At 66.6% G+C, this 18,568-nt stretch carries 17 protein-coding genes and 1 pseudogene; 12 read left to right on the top strand and 6 right to left on the bottom strand.

Annotated elements, in window-relative coordinates; genetic code table 11:
• Positions 1-100 precede the first annotated feature (100 nt).
• The 3 genes from BGN95_RS20890 to BGN95_RS20880 all read right to left on the bottom strand — a co-directional run bounded on the left by BGN95_RS20890 (position 101) and on the right by BGN95_RS20880 (position 3,030).
• Positions 101-1,384 carry a dicarboxylate/amino acid:cation symporter gene (locus BGN95_RS20890; RefSeq protein WP_286773884.1) on the bottom strand — a complete coding sequence of 428 codons (1,284 nt, stop codon included), beginning with the start codon at positions 1,382-1,384 and terminating at the stop codon, positions 101-103.
• A gap of 133 nt (positions 1,385-1,517) precedes the next feature.
• On the bottom strand, positions 1,518-1,946 hold the full coding sequence (locus BGN95_RS20885) for a CoA-binding protein (RefSeq protein ID WP_286773883.1): 429 nt from the start codon (positions 1,944-1,946) through the stop codon (positions 1,518-1,520).
• A gap of 112 nt (positions 1,947-2,058) precedes the next feature.
• The gene (locus BGN95_RS20880; protein WP_286773882.1) at positions 2,059-3,030 is read right to left on the bottom strand and encodes an Mrp/NBP35 family ATP-binding protein; all 972 of its coding nucleotides are present in this window, start codon (positions 3,028-3,030) and stop codon (positions 2,059-2,061) included.
• A 69-nt stretch (positions 3,031-3,099) separates the two neighbouring features.
• On the opposite strand from BGN95_RS20880, the gene hflK reads away from it, so the two are divergent.
• The 4 genes from hflK (at position 3,100) to BGN95_RS20860 (ending at position 8,785) form a co-directional block, all read left to right on the top strand.
• Entirely contained in the window at positions 3,100-4,206 is a 1,107-nt protein-coding gene (gene hflK, locus BGN95_RS20875) for a protease modulator HflK (protein ID WP_179513461.1), read from the top strand.
• Positions 4,203-5,075, top strand: coding sequence for a protease modulator HflC (gene hflC, locus BGN95_RS20870; protein ID WP_179513460.1), 873 nt, complete (start codon positions 4,203-4,205; stop codon positions 5,073-5,075). The genes hflK and hflC overlap by 4 nt, the downstream gene beginning before the upstream one ends.
• Before the next feature lie 131 nt (positions 5,076-5,206).
• Complete coding sequence (locus tag BGN95_RS20865; protein WP_179513843.1) at positions 5,207-6,745, top strand: Do family serine endopeptidase; 1,539 nt, start codon at positions 5,207-5,209, stop codon at positions 6,743-6,745.
• Between the two features lie 429 nt (positions 6,746-7,174).
• Complete coding sequence (locus BGN95_RS20860; protein WP_286773881.1) at positions 7,175-8,785, top strand: helicase HerA-like domain-containing protein; 1,611 nt, start codon at positions 7,175-7,177, stop codon at positions 8,783-8,785.
• A gap of 268 nt (positions 8,786-9,053) precedes the next feature.
• Here BGN95_RS20860 and BGN95_RS20855 read toward each other — a convergent pair whose 3' ends face one another.
• Complete coding sequence (locus BGN95_RS20855; RefSeq protein ID WP_286773880.1) at positions 9,054-10,871, bottom strand: DUF885 domain-containing protein; 1,818 nt, start codon at positions 10,869-10,871, stop codon at positions 9,054-9,056.
• Between the two features lie 134 nt (positions 10,872-11,005).
• Here BGN95_RS20855 and cobA point away from each other — a divergent pair, with 134 nt between their 5' ends.
• From cobA to BGN95_RS20830, 5 genes are all read left to right on the top strand, one after another.
• Positions 11,006-11,794 carry a uroporphyrinogen-III C-methyltransferase gene (gene cobA, locus BGN95_RS20850; protein ID WP_179513458.1) on the top strand — a complete coding sequence of 263 codons (789 nt, stop codon included), beginning with the start codon at positions 11,006-11,008 and terminating at the stop codon, positions 11,792-11,794.
• Positions 11,791-12,087, top strand: a complete 297-nt coding sequence (locus tag BGN95_RS20845) for a DUF2849 domain-containing protein (protein WP_179513457.1) — start codon at positions 11,791-11,793, stop codon at positions 12,085-12,087. The genes cobA and BGN95_RS20845 overlap by 4 nt, the downstream gene beginning before the upstream one ends.
• Positions 12,088-12,262: 175 nt before the next feature.
• Positions 12,263-13,897, top strand: coding sequence for a nitrite/sulfite reductase (locus BGN95_RS20840; protein ID WP_265314168.1), 1,635 nt, complete (start codon positions 12,263-12,265; stop codon positions 13,895-13,897).
• A complete protein-coding gene (locus tag BGN95_RS20835) occupies positions 13,890-14,318 on the top strand; it encodes a DUF934 domain-containing protein (RefSeq protein ID WP_179513455.1) in 429 nt (142 codons plus the stop codon). Before BGN95_RS20840 ends, BGN95_RS20835 begins: the two co-directional genes overlap by 8 nt.
• Entirely contained in the window at positions 14,311-15,069 is a 759-nt protein-coding gene (locus BGN95_RS20830) for a phosphoadenylyl-sulfate reductase (protein WP_179513454.1), read from the top strand. Before BGN95_RS20835 ends, BGN95_RS20830 begins: the two co-directional genes overlap by 8 nt.
• 134 nt (positions 15,070-15,203) lie before the next feature.
• On the opposite strand, the pseudogene BGN95_RS27145 reads toward BGN95_RS20830, so the two are convergent.
• Positions 15,204-15,335 (bottom strand): annotated as a pseudogene (locus BGN95_RS27145) (DUF559 domain-containing protein); the annotation flags it as partial.
• Between the two features lie 118 nt (positions 15,336-15,453).
• A complete protein-coding gene (locus tag BGN95_RS20820) occupies positions 15,454-16,947 on the bottom strand; it encodes a replicative DNA helicase (protein WP_179513452.1) in 1,494 nt (497 codons plus the stop codon).
• A gap of 111 nt (positions 16,948-17,058) precedes the next feature.
• Here BGN95_RS20820 and BGN95_RS20815 point away from each other — a divergent pair, with 111 nt between their 5' ends.
• From BGN95_RS20815 to BGN95_RS20805, 3 genes are all read left to right on the top strand, one after another.
• Positions 17,059-17,541, top strand: coding sequence for a UPF0262 family protein (locus BGN95_RS20815; RefSeq protein ID WP_179513451.1), 483 nt, complete (start codon positions 17,059-17,061; stop codon positions 17,539-17,541).
• 28 nt (positions 17,542-17,569) lie between these two features.
• Complete coding sequence (locus BGN95_RS20810; protein WP_265269296.1) at positions 17,570-18,223, top strand: GH25 family lysozyme; 654 nt, start codon at positions 17,570-17,572, stop codon at positions 18,221-18,223.
• The coding region (locus tag BGN95_RS20805) for a cytidine deaminase (RefSeq protein WP_286773879.1) at positions 18,220-18,568 on the top strand (349 nt) is incomplete at its 3' end. The genes BGN95_RS20810 and BGN95_RS20805, both read left to right, overlap by 4 nt.

Below are 18,568 nucleotides of genomic sequence, written 5' to 3'. Positions count from 1 at the left end.
ATGCTCGTCATGCCGGACTTGATCCGGCATCCAGAGCCGCGCACGACATCCCTTGTGACCCTGGATGCCGGGTCGAGCCCGGCATGACGGTGAAGAAGGGCTAAACTTTCCCCAACGCCGCATCGAGCGCGGCATGATCCAGCTTGCCCTCCCAGCGCGACACCACCACGGTCGCGACGGCATTGCCGATGAAATTGGTCAGGCTGCGGCATTCGCTCATGAAGCGATCGACCCCGAGGATCAGCGCCATCCCCGCGACCGGCACCGAGGGGACGATTGAGAGCGTCGCGGCGAGCGTGATGAACCCCGCCCCGGTCACCCCCGCGGCGCCCTTCGACGACAGCATCGCGACGCCGAGCAGCAGCAATTCCTGCCCCAGCGTCAAATGCACATCGAGCGCCTGTGCGATGAACAGCGCCGCCAGCGTCATATAGATATTGGTGCCGTCTAGGTTGAAGCTATACCCCGTCGGCACGACCAGCCCGACGACCGATTTGGGGCAGCCGGCGCGCTCCATCTTCTCGATCAGCAGCGGCAGCGCGCTTTCCGACGAGGAGGTGCCGAGTACCAGCAGTAGCTCGGCCTTGAGATAGGCGATCAGCCGCAGGATCGAGAAGCCGCACAATCGCGCGACTGCGCCGAGCACCACCAGCACGAACAAGAGCGAGGTGAGGTAGAAGGCGCCGACCAGAAAGGCGAGATTGGCAAGCGTCCCGACGCCATATTTGCCGATCGTGAACGCCATCGCGCCGAACGCGCCGACCGGCGCCGCCTTCATCAGGATCGCGACGATGCGGAACACCGCCGCCGAGACGTCCTCGAGCAGCGAGACGACGCGCTCGCCGCGCTCGCCGATCGTCGCCAGCCCGATTCCGAACAGGATCGCGACGAACAATGTCTGGAGGATATCGCCCGAGGCCAAAGCGGACAGGAAACTGTCGGGGATCACCCCCATCAGAAAGCCGGTGACGCTCGTCTCATGCGCCTTGGCGGCATAATCGGCGACCTTGGCGCTATCGAGCGTCGCGGGATCGATATGCAGCCCCGCGCCGGGGCGGACGACATTGGCGACGATCAGCCCGACGATCAGCGCGAGGGTGGAAAAGGTGAGAAAATAGGCGAAGGCGCGCCCCGCGACCCGCCCCACCGCGCGCAGATCGCGCATCCCGGCGATCCCGGTGACGATCGTGAGGAAGATCACCGGGGCGATGATCATCTTGACCAATTTGATGAACCCGTCGCCGAGCGGCTTCATCGCCGCGCCGGTTTCGGGCCAGAAATGCCCAAGCGTCACCCCGGCGGCGATCGCCACCAGCACCTGCAGATAGAGATGCGCATACCACCGCCGCCGCACCGGCGGCGCCCGTTCCGGTATTGCGATCACCCCGTCCCTCCCTTGCCCGTATCCGCGCTTCTTATGCGCAAGTCGGGCCGAGAGGAATCCTCCTCTTGCTCGCCCTTTTCTCCCTTCTCCCCTCGCTTGTTCAAGGAAGAGGAGAAGCGAGCGTGGCGAGGACCTATCCGATCGGTGCGACGCCGAGCCGGGGGATTTCGATCGCCGGGCAGCGATCCATCACCACCTTGAGCCCGGCGGCTTCGGCGCGCGCCGCGGCCGCTTCGTCGATCACGCCGAGCTGCAGCCATACCGCCTTGGCGCCGCAGGCGATCGCCGCATCCACCGCTTCGCCGGCGGCGTCCGAGCGGCGGAAGATATCGACCATATCGATCGGCTCGCCGATCTGCGCCAGCTCGCGGAAGACATATTCGCCGTGGACATGCTCCCCGGTGATCTGCGGATTTACCGGGGTGACGCGATAGCCGTGCTGCTGAAGCCGCGCCATCACGCCATAAGACGGGCGGTTCGGCCGATCCGACGCGCCGATCATCGCGATCGTGCGCGTTTCCTCCAGCAATGCCTTGATCGCGGCGGGATCGCTCAACGGCAAGAAACGCCTCCTTTTCTAAACCCTTTGTATGACGTCTCTTAACCCGGAGCGAAGGATTCGAAACTGGTCCGCTCGTGCCGACGCGCGAGGCGCCAGCACGACCGGTGGAATATCAACGTTCCACGCCGCCCGGGGTTTCCGCGCCGCCTTCGAGCCATCGCACCACCTGTTCCGCAATGGGACGGAATGTGCGGTCGGCGGGATCGGCGGCGGGTGGATCGCCGGCGTCCGACGCGCGGCGGATCGCGATGTCGAGCGGCACCCGCCCGAGGAACGGCACCCCGCGCGCCTTGGCCGCCGCCTCCGCCCCGCCGCAACCGAAGGGATCGGAAACCTCGCCGCAATGCGGGCAGGCATAGCCCGCCATATTCTCGATCACCCCGATGATCGGCACCCCGGCCTGCTCGAACAGGTCGATAGCGCGGGTGGCGTCGATCAGCGCCAGATCCTGCGGGGTGCAGACGATCACCGCGCCCGCCGGACGATGCTTCTGGATCATCGTCAGCTGGACGTCGCCCGTACCCGGCGGCAGATCGACGACCAGCGTGTCGGCGACGCCCCATTCGGCATCCATCAATTGCCCCAAAGCGCCCGCGGTCATCGGCCCGCGCCACGCGATCGCCTTGCCCGGCGCGACGAGCTGCCCCATCGACAGCAAGGGCACGCCGAACGGGGTCTGGACCGGCAGCAGCACCTTGTCCTTCGCCTCGGGCCGCGTCCCTTCGACCCCGAGCAGCCGCGGCTGCGACGGGCCGTAGATATCGGCATCGACCAGCCCGACGCGCCGCCCGATGTGCGACAATGCGATCGCGAGATTGGCCGAGACGGTCGATTTGCCGACCCCGCCCTTGCCGCTCGCCACCGCGATCGTGCGGCGGCGCGGACGTTCGGCGGTAACCACCACGCGCACCTCGCGCCCCGGCGCGCTCGCCGCCATCGTCACCGCCGCCTCCAGCGCATCGCGCGCCTTGGCGTCCAGCCCGGTGGCGTCGACCACCACCCCGATCCGCGCGCCGTCGACCTTCACCGTGGCGCGCGCGCCGGCGACCGCGGCCACCGCATTCTTCACATCTTGCTCGTCCATTGCGCCGCGATACGGATGAAGTGCGCGCTTGGCACTGTTTTTCGTGAATACCCTTCCTATAAGGGAGGAATGATCACCTTGCCGCGCTGGTTCAGGCGCCCCTCCATCCTGATGAACGAAACACCCGGCGGCCCGTGGGGCTCGGGCGGCGACGACGACAAGAGCGGGCCGCGCAATCCCTGGGCGGTCCCGCCGGGCGGACGCAAGACCGGGCAGCGGCCGACCGCGCTCGACGAATTCCTCAAGCGGGCGCGCGGCAGCTATGGCGGCGGCGGCAACGGCGGCGGGCCGCAGCTCCCGGCCGGGATCAACGCGCGCAACCTGTGGCTGATCGGCGTCGGGCTGATCGTCGCGGCGTGGGTGCTGTTCACCTCGATCCACCAGATCGGGCCGCAGCAGCGCGGGGTCGTCACCTATTTCGGGCGCTATTCGGGAATCCTCGAACCGGGCATCCGCCTGACCCTCCCCGCGCCGATCGTCGATGTGGAGAAGGTCGACGTCGAGCAGGTGCGCAACGACGATTTCCCGCGCGAGGGCGGCGAGAACGTCCTCACCGGCGATCGCAACATCATCGACCTTGCCTATACGGTGCGCTGGCGGGTGGAAAATCCGCGCGACTTCGTATTCGAGATCAAGGATCCCGAGGAAACCGTCCGCGCCACCGCCGAAAGCGCGATGCGCGCGGTGGTCGCGACGACGACGCTCAACGACGCGATCGGCGCCGGCCGCACCCAGATCGAGGCGCGCGTCACCCGCGCGATGCAGCAGGTGCTCGACGATTATCAGGCCGGGGTGCGCGTTCAGGGCGTGTCGATCAAGCAGGCCTCCGCCCCCGCCAGCCTGGTCGACGATTTCAACGCCGTCACCGCCGCGCAGCAGGAAGCGGTCGCCAATCTCAACAATGCGCGTTCCTATTCACAGCAGATCATCGCGCATGCGCAGGGCGAGGCCGCTGCATTCGACAAGGTCTACGAACAATATAAGCTTGCGCCAGAGGTGACCCGCCGCCGCATGTATTACGAGACGATGGAGGCGGTGCTCGCCAAGACCGACAAGGTGATCGTGGAAACCCCCGGCGTCTCGCCGTGGCTGCCGCTCGACAAGATGCGCAAGCTGCCCGACGTCCAGGCCGGGCAACCCGCGCCGCAACAGCAGGCGCAGGGAGCGCAGAAATGAACGTGTTGCGTAACCCCGTGACGATCGGCTTCGCGGCGCTGGGGGTGGCGATCGTCGCCGCCGCGACCTTCGCGATCGTCCCCGAAACCAAGCAGGCGGTGATCCTGCGCTTCGAAAATCCGGTGACGACGATCAACCAATGGCAGCCGGGGCAAGTGATCGGCCGCACCGGCGCCGGGGTGATCATGCGCATCCCGTTCATCGACAAGATCGTGTGGGTCGACAAGCGCGTGCTCGACGCCGATCTCGACAATACGCTCGTGCTGTCGACCGATCAGCTGCGGCTCAACGTCGACGCCTTCGCGCGTTTCCGCATCGTCGATCCGCTGAAGGCGGTGACCTCGACCGGCTCGACCTCCGCCACTGAGGAGCGAGTCGCCGATCAGCTCCGCCCGCTGCTCGGCAATGCGCTGCGCAACGAGCTGGGCAAGGTGCCCTTCTCCTCGCTGCTGACGCCCGAGCGCGGCAAGGTGATGGACGCGATCCAGGATTCGCTCCAGCGCAATGCCAAGCAATATGGCGTCCAGATCGTCGACGTGCGGATCAAGCACGCCGATCTGCCCGAGGGCAGCCCGCTCGAAAGTGCGCTGCAATCGATGCGCACCGCGCGCCAGCAGGAGGCGAACACGATCCGTGCGCAGGGGCAGAAACAGGCGCAGATCGTCCGCGCCGAGGCCGATGCCACCGCGGCGCGCGTCTATGCCGACGCGTTCAGCAAGGATGCCGATTTCTATAACTTCTATCGTGCCATGCAGTCCTATCGTCATACCTTCGGGGCGGACGGCGGGCCTTCACCCGAAGGCGCGACGACGATCCTGATGTCACGCGACAACGCCTATCTGAAGGAATTCGAAGGTCGCGGGAAATGATCCGGCAGGCTGGGCGGGCGCCGAAAAACCGCCCAGCTTTCGGATCGTTCATATTCAATCGTCGTTCATCGGCGAAAGGCCATTGAAACGCGCCCGGCCGATGCCGGGTGATTGAGAGGAACATGAAGACCGTGCGCTACGCTTACGCCCTTACTGGCGCCCTCCTCCTCGGCGGCACTGCCGCCTCGCTGACGCTGCAGCGCCCCGCGATCGCGCAGCAGGCGCAGAACGAGCCGGGCGCAATCACCGCCACCGCGCCGCGCGCCGGCGCACCGATGAGCTTCGCCGACATGGTCGCGCGGCTCCAGCCGGCGGTAGTCAATATCTCCACCGATCAGAAGGTCACGCTCCAGCAGCCGACCAATCCCTTCGCAGGCACGCCGTTCGGCGATCTGTTCGGCCAGTTCGGCGGCGGTGGCCGCGGCGGCGCGCCGGTGACGCGCGAGGCGCAGTCACTCGGCTCGGGCTTCATCATCTCGCCCGACGGCTATATCGTCACCAACAATCACGTCGTCGCCGCGGGAATGCGCGGCGCGGTGGTCACCTCGATCCGCGTGACGCTGCCCGATCGCAAGGAATATGTCGCCAAGCTGATCGGCCGCGACACCGCGTCCGACCTCGCATTGCTCAAGATCAACGCCCCCGGCCCGCTGCCGTTCGTCCGCTGGGGCGATTCGGCGCATGCCCGGGTCGGCGACTGGGTGATTGCGATCGGCAATCCCTTCGGGCTCGGCGGCACCGTCACCGCGGGGATCATCTCCGCCGTCCACCGCGTCACCGGGCAGGGCGCCAACGATCGCTTCATCCAGACCGACGCGTCGATCAACCAGGGCAATTCGGGCGGCCCGATGTTCGACATGAACGGCAATGTGATCGGCATCAATTCGCAGATCTTCTCGCAGTCCGGCGGCAATATCGGCATCGGGTTTGCGATTCCGGCGGAGGAAGCGAGACCGATCATCGATACGCTGATGAAGGGCGGCACGGTCAAGCGCGGCTATCTCGGCGTCGGCATCCAGCCGGTGACCGACGATATCGCCGCCGCATTGGGGCTGCCCAAGAATTCGGGCGAGATCATCGGCCGCGTCGAGCCGAACGGCCCGGCGGCCAAGGCCGGGCTCCGCGCCGGCGACGTGGTGACCAAGGTCAACGGCACCGCGGTGACCCCGGACAACACCTTGTCCTACCTCATCGCCAGCGTCACCCCCGGCTCGACCGCGCGGCTCGACATCATCCGCGACGGCAAGCCGACCTCGGCCAATGTCACCGTCGCGACGCGCCCGCCGGAGGACCAGCTCGCCGCCACCAGCGGCAGCGGGGACGATTTCTCGGCCGATGACGACGACGATCAGTCGGGCCAGCAGCAGCAGGCGCCGTCCAACGCGATCGGCCTCACCGTTCAGCCGCTCACCGCGGCGATCGCGCGGCAGATCGGGGTCGATTCGACCGTGCAGGGCGTGGTCATCAGCCAGGTCGATCCGTCGAGCGACGCGGGGCAGAAGCTGCGCCGCGGCGACGTGGTCTCGGCGATCAACGGCACGCCGGTGCGCACCGCCGCCGATCTGGCGCGCGGGGTGCAGGCGGCGAAGGCCGCCGGGCGGCCGCAGGTGCTGCTGATGGTCGTGCGCGGGCGCAACCCCGGCGCGTTCATCGCGGTCAAGATCAAGTAATCCGGGGTTCAAACGGATGAGAGGGCGTCGCGCGGACCCACCGCGCGGCGCCCTTTTCGTTTGGGGCGGGCGAGCGGCAGGCCTGCCCGTCACCCTGGCCCCTTCGACTGCCTGCCACGGCAGGCGCTCAGGACATGCTTGAGCCGGGGTCCATCGTGCGCAACATCTTCCGTTCGCCCTGAGCCTGTCGAAGGGCGGCCCCAACGCTCGGGCGGCGGGACGCCGTTCGACAAGCCCAGGCCGAACGGCGGAGAGGAAATCTCGCGCCAACAGACGGCGCGTCAGAATCTCTCGCCTTGCACTTACCTCCGGTGGCCAGGGCCAGGACGACGGGGGTTGCAGAATCCCGATCGCGGCCCGCGCAAACGGCTTATATTTCTCGTCCAATGCTATAGTCTTTTCCCAGCACTGGTTTTCCCGGGAGTGAGCATGACCGACGGCATATTGATCGGCGCCGGCAGTGGGGGCGCGAACCCGCAGGTAATGCAATTGAAGCGCGCCAACCGCCACGGGCTGATCGCGGGCGCCACCGGCACCGGCAAGACGGTGACGATCCAGGGCATCATCGAGGGGCTGTCGGCGCAAGGCATCCCGTGCTTCGTCGCCGACGTGAAGGGCGATCTCGCCGGGATCGCGATGGCCGGATCGCCGCAAGCCAAGACCCACGAGGCGTTCGCCCAGCGCGCCGCCGAGATCGGGCTGACCGACTGGCATTATGCCGACAATCCGGTGCAATTCTGGGATCTCTACGGCGAGCAGGGTCATGCCATCCGCACCACTGTCAGCGAGATGGGGCCGCTGCTGCTCGCGCGGCTGATGGACCTGAACGAGGTGCAGGAGGGCGTGCTGACGATCGCCTTCCACGTCGCCGACAAGGAAGGGCTGCTGCTGCTCGACCTCGACGATCTGCAGTCGATGCTCGCCAATTGTGCCGAGCGCGCCGACGAGCTGACCACCACCTACGGCAATGTCTCCAAGCAATCGGTCGGCGCGATCCAGCGCTCGCTGCTCCAGCTGCGCAGCCAGGGGGCTGAGCATTTCTTCGGCGAACCCGCGCTCGACATGGACGATTTTCTACGCACCGACGACAAGGGGCGCGGCATCGTCAACATCCTCGCCGCCGATAAATTGATGGCGAGCCCGAAGCTCTATTCGACCTTCCTGTTGTGGCTGATGAGCGAATTGTTCGAGCATCTCCCCGAGGTCGGCGATCCCGACAAACCCAAATTGTGCTTCTTCTTCGACGAGGCGCATCTGCTGTTCGACGAGGCGCCCAAGGCGCTGCTCGACAAGGTCGAACAGGTCGTGCGGCTGATCCGGTCGAAGGGCGTCGGGGTCTATTTCATCACCCAGAACCCGATCGACGTCCCCGATACGATCGCCGGGCAGCTCGGCAACCGCGTCCAGCACGCGTTGCGCGCCTTCACCCCGCGCGATCAGGCGGCGGTGAAATCGGCGGCGCAGACTTTCCGCGCCAACCCAGGGGTCGATGTCGCCACCGCGATCACCGAGCTGAAGGTGGGCGAGGCGCTCGTCTCGCTGCTCCAGCCCGACGGCGCGCCCTCCCCGGTCGAGCGTACCTTGATCCGCCCGCCGGCGAGCCGGGTCGGCCCGATCACCCCCGACGAGCGCAAGGTGCTGGTCGAGACCGACGCGGTCGGCGCGAAATACGACACGTTGGTCAACCGCGAATCGGCGCACGAACTGCTCGCCGCCAAGACCGCCGAAGCCGCCGCCGCTGCGGCCGCCGCGCGCGCGCAGGACGATGCCGAAAAGGCCGCGGCGCTACAGGCCAAGCAGGATGCGCAGGCGGCGAAGGAAGCCGAACGCGCGCGCATCGCCGCCGAGCGCGAGGCGGCCAATTCGCCGTGGAACAAGGCGATCACCTCCGCCACCCGCGCGGCGAGTTCGTCGATCGGGCGGCAGGTCGCCAATGAGATTGGCAAACAGGTGTTCGGCGGGAGCAGCCGGTCGTCGTCGGGCGGCGGGATTATCGGCAGCGTGGTGCGCGGGGTACTCGGCGGGCTGTTCCGGCGCTAGGGGTGGGAACGTCGGGCGTTCGATCGGGGCAGGTTGAGCCGCCCGTTGTGCTCCTGCTCTACAAGGAGCGGACTACCACCCCCGCGAAGGCCGGAGTGGATCATATTTCGCGCACGATGCCATAGCCTCCTCGCTGCGCCCCTCCCTTGAACAAGGGAAGGGTCGGGGGTGGGTTGGGCCGCGGGGATACCGTTCCGCGCCGCCTCATACCCACCCACCCCTAGCCCTCCCTTCACCAGGGAGGGGAGCAAGAAGTGCGAGGGTTACCTTACTTCCCGCCGGCCTTCACCCACGCCTCGATCTTCGCCTCGAGCACCGGCATCGGCAGCGCGCCGGTATCGAGCACCTGCGCGTGGAAGGCGCGCGGGTCGAAGCGCGCACCCAGTTCCGCCTTGGCCTTGGCCTTCAGCCGCGAAATGGTGAGCTGCCCGATCTTATAGGCCAATGCCTGCCCCGGGATCGCGATATAGCGTTCGACCTCGGCGGTGGCGTCGGTCTTCGCCATCGGCGAATTGTCGAGCATATACTGGATCGACTGGTCGCGGGTCCAACCCTTGGCGTGGATCCCGGTATCGACCACCAGCCGCATCGCGCGCAGCATCTCGTCGTTGAGCCCGCCCATCCGCTGATAGGCGTCGGTTTCCATCCCGAGATCGTGCCACAGGCTTTCGGCGTAGAGCCCCCAGCCCTCGGCATAAGCTGTGTTGCCACCGAAGCGCATGAACGCCGGCAGCGCGGCATTTTCCTGCGCGATGCTGATCTGGAAATGATGCCCCGGCACCGCCTCGTGGAGGTAGAGCGTCTCCATCTCCCACATATAGCGCGAGGGGAGATCATAGGTGTTGTAGTAGAAAATCCCGGGCCGCGACCCGTCCGGCGTCCCCGAATTGTATGAGCCGCCCGCTTCGGTCTTTTCCTTATAGGCCGGCACCGGGCGAATCTCGAGCGGGGTCTTGGGGATCAGCGAGAATTGCTCGCGCACCCGCAGATCGACGCGCTTGCCGATCGCCTCATAGCCTTCGCGCAACTGCTCGGCCGATGCCGGCTGGAACTGCTTGTCGGTGCGCAGGAAGGTGAAGAAATCGGCGAGGCTGCCCTTGAAGCCGACCTTGGTCTTCTGCTGCTCCATCTCGGCGCGGATCCGCGCCACTTCGCGCAAGCCGAGCTGGTGGACGTCCTCCGCCTTGAGCGGCAGCGTCGTGTTCGATTCGATCAGATAATCGTAGAGCTTGGCCCCGCCCGGCATCGCCGACAGCCCGACGCTGTCGCGGGCATGCGCGAGATAATCATTGGCGAGGAAATCGCGCATCCTCTGATGCGCCGGGATCAGCACGTCGTGGATCTGCGCGGCATAAGCGGCGCGCAGCCGCGTCTGATCGGCGGCGGAAATCGTGTCGGGGAATTTCTTGACGGGCGCGTAGAACACCGATCCCTCGACCCCCTGATTGATCAGATTGTCGAACTGCTCGATCATGTTGCGCACGACCAGCTTGGGCTGGACGATATTGGCCCTTTCGCCCTGGCGGAACAGCCCGATCGCGCGATCGAGCGTCTCGGCATATTCGCGGTTGCGGGTGAGGTTGTTCTCGTAATCGACCAACGTCTTGAACGGCGCGGCCCCCTGCCCCGAGGCGAAATCGGGATAGAAGGTCTGGAAGCCGAAGAAATGGTCGATCGGGCGCAGCTTCTGCGGCGTCAGGATATCGGGCGCGAAACCGCGCAGCGCGATGTCATTCTGGTTGCGGAACACGTCATAGGCGATCTGGTCGACATGCGTCAGCTTGGCGCGGTCGATCCGCTTGAGCGCGGCGAGATCGTCCTCCAACGCCTTCTGCTCGGCGGCATAATGCGCCTCGGTCAGATAATCGCCGAGATGCGCGGCATAGCGCAGGTCGCCGCGGAAGATGCCCTCGATCGGATTGCGCTTGAGGTTCGCTTCGTCGCTGTCGTGGAACAGCTGCTTGAGCCTGGCGTCTTCGGGCCCGTCGCCCGGCTGCGGCGCCGGCGGCGGGACGGCCTGGCCCAGCGCGGGCGCGGCAACCAGGGCGGTGCCGGCCAGAAGCACGGCGGCAAGAAATTTACGCAAGCGGGTATCCCCTTTTTGGCTCTAGTGTACGACCCGAATATAACACTTCGCGGGTGGAGAAAAGCTGGTCTAGGCCGGGGACAAGCATCGCTCGGTTGCCGCGCGCGGCGCTTATCGCCATCTGCCTTCGCATTATGGCGAGCCTTCTCGATCCCGACGCGCGCGGTCGCGTCATTCTTGTCGGTGCCGGCCCGGGCGATCCCGGGCTGCTCACGCTGCGCGCGGCGGAGGCGCTGCGCCAGGCCGATGTGGTGGTCCACGACGGGCTGATCGATCCGCGCGTGCTCGATCTCGCGCCCGCGACCGCACAGCGCATCTCGGTCGCCAAGCGCCGCGCGCGCCACACCCTGCCGCAGGAAGCGATCAACGCGCTGATCGTCGCGCATGTGAAGGCGGGCAGCGTCGTCGTGCGGCTAAAGGGCGGCGACCCGTTCATCTTCGGCCGCGGCGGCGAGGAGGTCGAGGCGGTGCGCGCCGCGGGCCTCACCGTCGAGGTGATCCCCGGCGTCTCGGCCGCTTTGGGCTGCGCCGCGGCGGCGATGCTGCCGCTCACCCACCGCGATCACGCGAGCGCGGTCAGCTTCGTCGCCGGCCAGTGCAAGGGGCTGACCGAGCAGGATTGGTCGGGGCTCGCCGGGCAGGGCCGCACGCTCGTCATCTATATGGGCGTCGCGACCGCCGAGCAGATCGCCGACAAATTGATGGCCGACGGGGTCGCCCCCGACATGCCGGTCGCGGTGCTCGAAAAGGGCACCTTCGCCGATCAGCGCGCGCTCAAGACCCTGCTCGCCGATCTCGGCCCGATGGTCGCGCGCGAAGACGTCCAGAGCCCGGCGATCATCGTCGTCGGCGAGGTGGTGGAATTGAGCGACGCCGACGACAAGCTCGCGCGTTGGGCCAAAACAGCGGAGACATTGGCGTGAGGATTTTGACCGGGAACGACCTGCCCACCGGCGACGTGATCTGGTGGACCGGCGACGGCTGGTCGCGGCATGTCGAGGAGGCGGTCGATGTCGCCGATCAGGGCGAGCCGATCGCGCGTGCCGAGGAAGCCGCGCGGCGCGTCAACGGCGCCTATGTGATCGACGCGACGGAAACCCCCGACGGCCCGCGCCCGGCGCATATCAAGGATCGCATCCGCGCGCTCGGGCCGACGGTGCGCCCCGATCTGACGCTCAAGCCGGTCGACCCCAATGCCGGAAGCTGGGTGATTTGAACCATATGTCGCAGACAATGTCCCCACATCCGTTCGGGCTGAGCCTGTCGAAGCCCTGCACTTTCTTCCGCGCAGGAAGTGCAGCCCTTCGACAGGCTCAGGGCGAACGGGGGTAGGCCATCCTCTTTCCTTCCTCGCGAGGGAAGGAACGAGGGCGGATGGAAAGAGATAGGCCATGTACAAATACGACCAATATGACCAGGCGATCGTCGATGCGCGCGTCGACGAATTCCGCGATCAGGTGCGCCGCCGGCTCGCCGGGCAGATCACCGAGGATCAGTTCAAGCCGCTGCGGCTCAAGAACGGCCTCTATCTGCAGCTCCACGCCTATATGCTGCGCGTCGCGATCCCCTACGGCACGCTCAACGGCAAGCAGATGCGGATGCTGGGGCATATCGCGCGCAAATACGATCGCGGGTACGGCCATTTCACCACGCGGCAGAACATCCAGTACAATTGGATCAAGCTGCAGGACGCGCCCGATATCCTCGCCGATCTCGCGACGGTGGAGATGCACGCGATCCAGACGTCGGGCGAGAGCATCCGCAACCTGTCGTCAGATCAATATGCCGGCGCCGCAGCGGACGAGATCGCCGACCCGCGCCCCTGGGCCGAATTGCTGCGGCAGGCGACGACTTTCCACCCGGAATTCAGCTACTTGCCCCGCAAGTTCAAGATCGCGGTGACCGCCGCGGACGAGGATCGCGCGGCGATCCGGCTCCACGACATCGGGCTGAAGCTGGTGCGCAACGCGGCGGGCGAGCTGGGCTTCGAAGTCTATATCGGCGGCGGGATGGGGCGTACCCCGTTCGTCGCGCCGTTGATCCGCCCGTTCCTCCCCGCGGCCAATCTGTTCAGCTATCTCGAAGCCGCGCTGCGCGTGTGGAACCGCAACGGCCGCCGCGACAATATCCACAAGCAGCGGATCAAGATCCTCGTCCACGATCTCGGGCAGGAGGAATTCACCCGCCAGGTCGAGGCCGAGTGGCAGCATATCCTCGGCAATGCCTCGGACGTGCCGCTCGTCGAGGTCGAGCGGATCGCGACGCATTTCGCCCCGCCGCCGTTCGAGACCGGGCTGAGCGACGCGATCGATCGCAGCGATCCCGATTTCGCGCTCTGGGTCGATCAGAACGTCAAGCCGCACAAGGCGCCGGGCTATGCGATCGTCAACATCAGCCTGAAGCCCGTCGGCGGCATCCCCGGCGACGTTTCGGCCGAGCAGATCGACGTGATCGCCGATCTCGCCGAGCGCTATTCGTTCGACGAGCTGCGCGCGACGCATGCGCAGAACATCGTGTTGCCGCACGTTCGCAAGCGTGACCTTTATGAACTTTGGACCGCGCTGGCCGACGCGGGGCTGGCGACGCCCAACCTCGATCTGATCAGCGATATCATCGCCTGCCCCGGGCTCGATTATTGCAGCCTCGCCAATGCGCGCTCGATTCCCGTCGCGCAGAAGATCGCCGATCGCTTCGCCGATCTCGGCCGGCAGCGCGAGCTGGGCGAATTGAAGCTCAAGATCAGCGGCTGCATCAACGCCTGCGGCCACCACCACGCCGGGCACATCGGCATCCTCGGCGTCGACCGGAAGGGCACCGAGAATTACCAGCTCCTGCTCGGCGGATCGGGCGCGGAGGACGCCAGCCTCGGCAAGATCACCGGCCCCGGCTTCAACGAGGACGGGATCGTCGATGCGGTGGAGCGCGTGACCGACAAATATCTCGCGGTGCGGCAGGAGGGCGAGCGTTTCCTCGACACCTATCGCCGCGTCGGATTCGAACCGTTCAAGGAAGCAATTTATGGCTGACGATTTCCTGCGCTTCCGCGACGACGAGCCGACCGAGGAGCCGGCGGTGACGCTGGACGCCTTCCTCGATCAGACCAATTCCTCCGCGGTGCGGCTGGAAGCGGGCGAGGACGTGCGGCTGCTGTTGCCGCATCTCCACCATATCTCGCTGATCGAGGTCGATTTCCCGCGCTTCCGCGACGGACGCGGCTATTCCTCGGCGCAGATCCTGCGCGAGGCGGGCTATAAGGGCGAGTTGCGCGCCACCGGCGACGTGCTGGTCGATCAGATGGATCATATGCGGCGCTGCGGCTTCGACAGCTTCGCGCCCAATGCCCCGATCGACCCCGAGGTGCTGCGCGCGACGCTCGATCGCTACGCCTTCCGCTATCAGACCGCGGCCGATGCGGCGGTGCCGGTGTGGAAATTGCGGCATGGCTAATGCCGCGCGCGCGCTCGACATGATCGACGTGACGCCGGCGTTCGCCGCCGGCGACGCGGAGACATATGAGGCGCGTTTCGCCGGCGTGTCGACCGAGGACATGCTGGCCGATCTTCTCGCGAACGAGCTCAAGGGGCGCGTCGCGGCGGTGTCGTCGTTCGGCACCGAATCCGCGGTGCTGCTCCACATGATCGCGCAGGTCGACCGCGACGTGCCGGTGATCTTCACCAACACGCAGAAGATGTTCGGCGAGACGCTGGAATATCGCGACGAGCTCGCCGAGCGGCTGGGGTTCACCGATCTGCGCGTCTATCGCCCCGATCCGCGCATCCTCGCGGCGAAGGACGCCAATGGCCTGCGCTGGTCCTACGATCCCGACGGCTGCTGCGAGATCCGCAAGGTCGAGCCACTGCGCCGCGCGCTGGCGCCGTTCGACGCATGGATCTCCGGGCGCAAGGGGTTCCAGTCGAAGACCCGCAAGGCGCTGCCGCGGTTCGAGATCGACGAGGGGCGGCTGAAGCTCAACCCGCTGGCGGATTGGGACAAGGCGCGGCTCGAAGCCTATTTCGACGCGCACGACCTGCCGCATCACCCGCTCGAGGCGGACGGCTATCCGTCGATCGGGTGCAAGCCGTGCACGTCGAAGGTGCTCCCCGGCGAGGACCCCCGCGCCGGCCGCTGGCGCGGCTGGGACAAGGTCGAATGCGGGATCCATCTGCCGACCAAGCCGGGTGAGGAACCGGTTTTCTGATTTAGCTGCCTTCCTTCTTGCTCCCCTCCCTGGAAGGGAGGGGTTGGGGGGTGGGTAGGCCCGCGAGGATCGACAAGGCTCGCCAGAATCGCCTCGGCGACTCCGTCGGGATTTTTCCGCACCTCGCTGTTCCAGAACCGCATGACCCGCCAGCCAAGCTTTTCGAGAAAGACCGTCCGCGCCGCGTCGCGTTCGGCGTTTTCGATATGCTGGCTGCCGTCGATTTCGATGGCCACCTTTGCTGTACGGCAAGCGAGATCAAGAATGTAGCGCCCGACCGGAAGCTGTCGCGTGAAGCGCGGGCGGGCGTGGCGCAGGCGTTCCCACCCACCCCCGACCCCTCCCTTCCAGGGAGGGGAGAAGAAGGAGGGGAGTAACCCCGCCTCAATACCCCGCGTAATCGCTGAACCGCGTGATCGTCGGGTCGAAGCGCAGCACCACCTTGCCCGTCGCGCCGTGGCGCTGCTTGGCGACGATCAGCTCGGCGAGGCCGAACACCCGCTCCATATCGGTCGCCCATTTGGCATGGTCTTCGAAGATCTTGCCGTCGTCGCCTTCCATCGGGCGCTTGGGCTCCTTCTGCGCGACGTAATAATCCTCGCGGAACACGAACCATACCATATCGGCGTCCTGCTCGATCGAGCCCGATTCGCGCAGGTCGGACAGCTGCGGGCGCTTGTCCTCGCGCTGTTCGACCGCGCGGCTGAGCTGCGACAGCGCCAGCACCGGGACATTGAGATCCTTCGCCAGCGTCTTCAATCCGCGCGAAATCTCGGAGATTTCCTGGACGCGATTGCCGTCGCTCGATTTGCCGCTGCCGGTGAGCAACTGGAGGTAATCGACCACCACCAGCCCGATCTCATTATTGTGCCGCCGCTGCAGCCGGCGGACGCGGGTGTGGAGCGCGCCGATCGAGAGTCCACCGGTATCGTCGATGAACAGCGGCAGGTTTTCGAGCTCGGCCGCGGCGGTCGCCAGCTTCTCGAATTCGGCGCGGCTGATCTTGCCCATGCGCAGCGCCTCCGAGCTGATCCCCGACTGTTCGGCGAGGATACGCGTCGCGAGCTGGTCGGCGGACATTTCGAGGCTGAAGAAGGCGACCTTCGCCCCCACCGACTGCGACGGCGGAATCCCGTCCTCCATGTCGCGCATCCAGCGCCGCGCGGCGTTGAACGCGATATTGGTGGCGAGCGAGGTCTTGCCCATGCCGGGGCGGCCGGCGAGGATCATCAGATCCGAATGGTGCATGCCGCCGATCTTGGCGTTGACCGAATCGAGCCCGGTCGTGACGCCCGAGAGATTACCCCCCGAATTGAGCGCGCGTTCGGCCATCTTGACTGCCATCGTCGTCGCCTGGACGAAGGTCTTGACGCTGCTTTCCGCCCCGCCGTCGGCGGCGACCTTGAACAGTTCCTCCTCGGCCGCCTCGATCTGCGCCCGCGGATTGACCTCCTCCGAGGTATCCATCGCGCGATCGACGAGGGTCCGCCCCACCGTTACCAACGCGCGGAGCATCGCGAGATCGTAGATCTGCTGCGCGAACTGCCGCGCGCCGATCAGCCCCGCCCCCGATCCGGTGAGGCTGGCGAGATAGGCCGGGCCGCCGAGCTCCTTCATCCCCTCGTCCGCCTCGAACATCGGGCGCAAGGTCACCGGGGTGGCGAGCATGTCGCTGCTGCGCAACGTCTTGATCGCGGCGAAGATGCGGCCGTGGAGCGGCTCGTAGAAATGCCCCGGCTCGATCCGGTCGACGATATCGTCGGCCAGCCGGTTGTCGATCATCATCGCACCGAGCAGCGCCGCCTCTGCCTCGACGTTGCGCGGGAGTTGCATCGGTTCGGCCGGCTGGGCGGCATGGTTGAAAGCGAGCGTGGCCATCTGGCCACCTTCTACGCCCCCTGCGGCGCGGCTCAACCGCATTGCGCCGAATGAGTTGTGGAAAACGGGGGCGGATTGTCGCGGGCCGAGTTCGTCTCTATCGCAACCACAATGGCCGATCCGCGGATCATCGATGTCGAGCTGGACGAGCGCACGATCCTGTGGCGCTCGGCCGATATCGAGCAGGAGCGGCGGATCGCGATCTTCGATCTGATCGAGGGCAATTATTTCGCGCCGCAACGCGAACATGCCGACGGCTATGCCGGCCCCTACCGCCTGTCGCTGGCGGTGGAGGAAGGCCGGCTGGCGATGGGGATCCGCCGCGAGGACGGCACGCATCTCGAAACCCTGGTGCTCGCGATGGGGCGCTTCCGCCGCCCGATCCGCGATTATTTCGCGATCTGCGACAGCTATTTCCAGGCGATCCGCCAATCGACCGCGCAACAGATCGAAACGGTCGACATGGCGCGCCGCGCCATCCATAACGAGGCGGCGGAGCTGCTCAAGGAGCGGCTGGCGGGGAAGATCGAAATCGATTTCGATACCGCGCGCCGCCTGTTCACGTTGATCTGCGTGCTGCACATCAAAGGTTAAAGGTAAAATGTGGGGGTTGGGGCGATTCGTGCTGATCGCGGCGTCGTTGCCGCTCGTCGGGGTGGCGGGCTGGCAATATGCGACACGCTGGCAGCCGTCGATCGAGCATTATCCGGTCCAGGGGGTCGATGTCGGCGCCGAGGATGGCGCGATCGACTGGAACACCGTGTCGGCGCGCGGCGCCGATTTCGCTTATGCGGTGGCGACGCGCGGCGCGCGCGAGCGTGATCCGACGTTCGAGGCCAATTGGCGCGGGATCGAGGCGGCGGGGATGCGCCGCGGCGCGGTGCTGGTCTATTCCTTCTGCCAGCCCGCGATCGACCAGGCCAATGCGTTCAACACCTTCGTCCCGCGCGACGAGAATGCACTGCCGGTGGCGATCGACATCAGCTACGACGATGCCTGCGCCGCTCGCCCCGAGCGCGGCGCGCTGATCGCCGAGCTCAAATTGCTCGCCACGACGATCGAGGCGCATATGCGCAAGCCGGTGCTGCTGCGCGTCGCCAAGCCGGTCGAGAAGGATTACGAGATCACCGCCGCCTTGCCCCGCAACCTGTGGGCGACCGGCAATTTCCTTGCGCCTTCTTATGCCGCGCGACCGTGGCGGCTGTGGCGCGCCAGTGATATGCGCCGGGTCGACGGGATCGAGGCCCCCGCCAATTGGGACGTCGCCGCGCCATGACCGAAATCCCCTCCCCCGCCGAACTGATCGCCGCCGCGCGCGCCGCCGCGCGCCATGCCCACGCGCCTTATTCGCGCTTCGCGGTCGGCGCGGCGCTGCTGCTCAGCGACGGAACGGTGATGACCGGGGCGAATGTCGAGAATGCGAGCTACGGCCTGTCGCTCTGCGCCGAGACGGTCGCGGTGGCGAGCGCCAGCGCGGCGGGCCGGCTCACCGATATCGTTGCGGTGGCGGTGATCGGCGGGGTGATGGACGCGCACGGCATCCCGATCGGCACCGCCACGGTCAATCCGTGCGGCCGTTGCCGCCAGGTGCTCAACGAGGCGGCGCAGATGGGCGGGCGCG

The organism is Sphingomonas sp. 66-10, from assembly GCF_001897045.1.
Classification (GTDB): Bacteria; Pseudomonadota; Alphaproteobacteria; order Sphingomonadales; family Sphingomonadaceae; genus Sphingomonas; species Sphingomonas lycopersici.
Note: the sequence above shows the minus strand (reverse complement) of the source record. Positions and strands in the feature narration are given on the sequence as shown.

Coding starts and splice junctions, on each gene's coding strand:
- hflC (WP_179513460.1), top strand. CDS start 4,203: ATGAACGTGTTGCGTAACCCCGTGACGATCGGCTTCGCGGCGCTGGGG.
- BGN95_RS20840 (WP_265314168.1), top strand. CDS start 12,263: ATGTACAAATACGACCAATATGACCAGGCGATCGTCGATGCGCGCGTC.
- BGN95_RS20820 (WP_179513452.1), bottom strand. CDS start 16,947: ATGGCCACGCTCGCTTTCAACCATGCCGCCCAGCCGGCCGAACCGATG.
- BGN95_RS20860 (WP_286773881.1), top strand. CDS start 7,175: ATGACCGACGGCATATTGATCGGCGCCGGCAGTGGGGGCGCGAACCCG.
- BGN95_RS20815 (WP_179513451.1), top strand. CDS start 17,059: ATGGCCGATCCGCGGATCATCGATGTCGAGCTGGACGAGCGCACGATC.
- cobA (WP_179513458.1), top strand. CDS start 11,006: ATGGCGAGCCTTCTCGATCCCGACGCGCGCGGTCGCGTCATTCTTGTC.
- BGN95_RS20830 (WP_179513454.1), top strand. CDS start 14,311: ATGGCTAATGCCGCGCGCGCGCTCGACATGATCGACGTGACGCCGGCG.
- BGN95_RS20835 (WP_179513455.1), top strand. CDS start 13,890: ATGGCTGACGATTTCCTGCGCTTCCGCGACGACGAGCCGACCGAGGAG.
- hflK (WP_179513461.1), top strand. CDS start 3,100: ATGATCACCTTGCCGCGCTGGTTCAGGCGCCCCTCCATCCTGATGAAC.
- BGN95_RS20880 (WP_286773882.1), bottom strand. CDS start 3,030: ATGGACGAGCAAGATGTGAAGAATGCGGTGGCCGCGGTCGCCGGCGCG.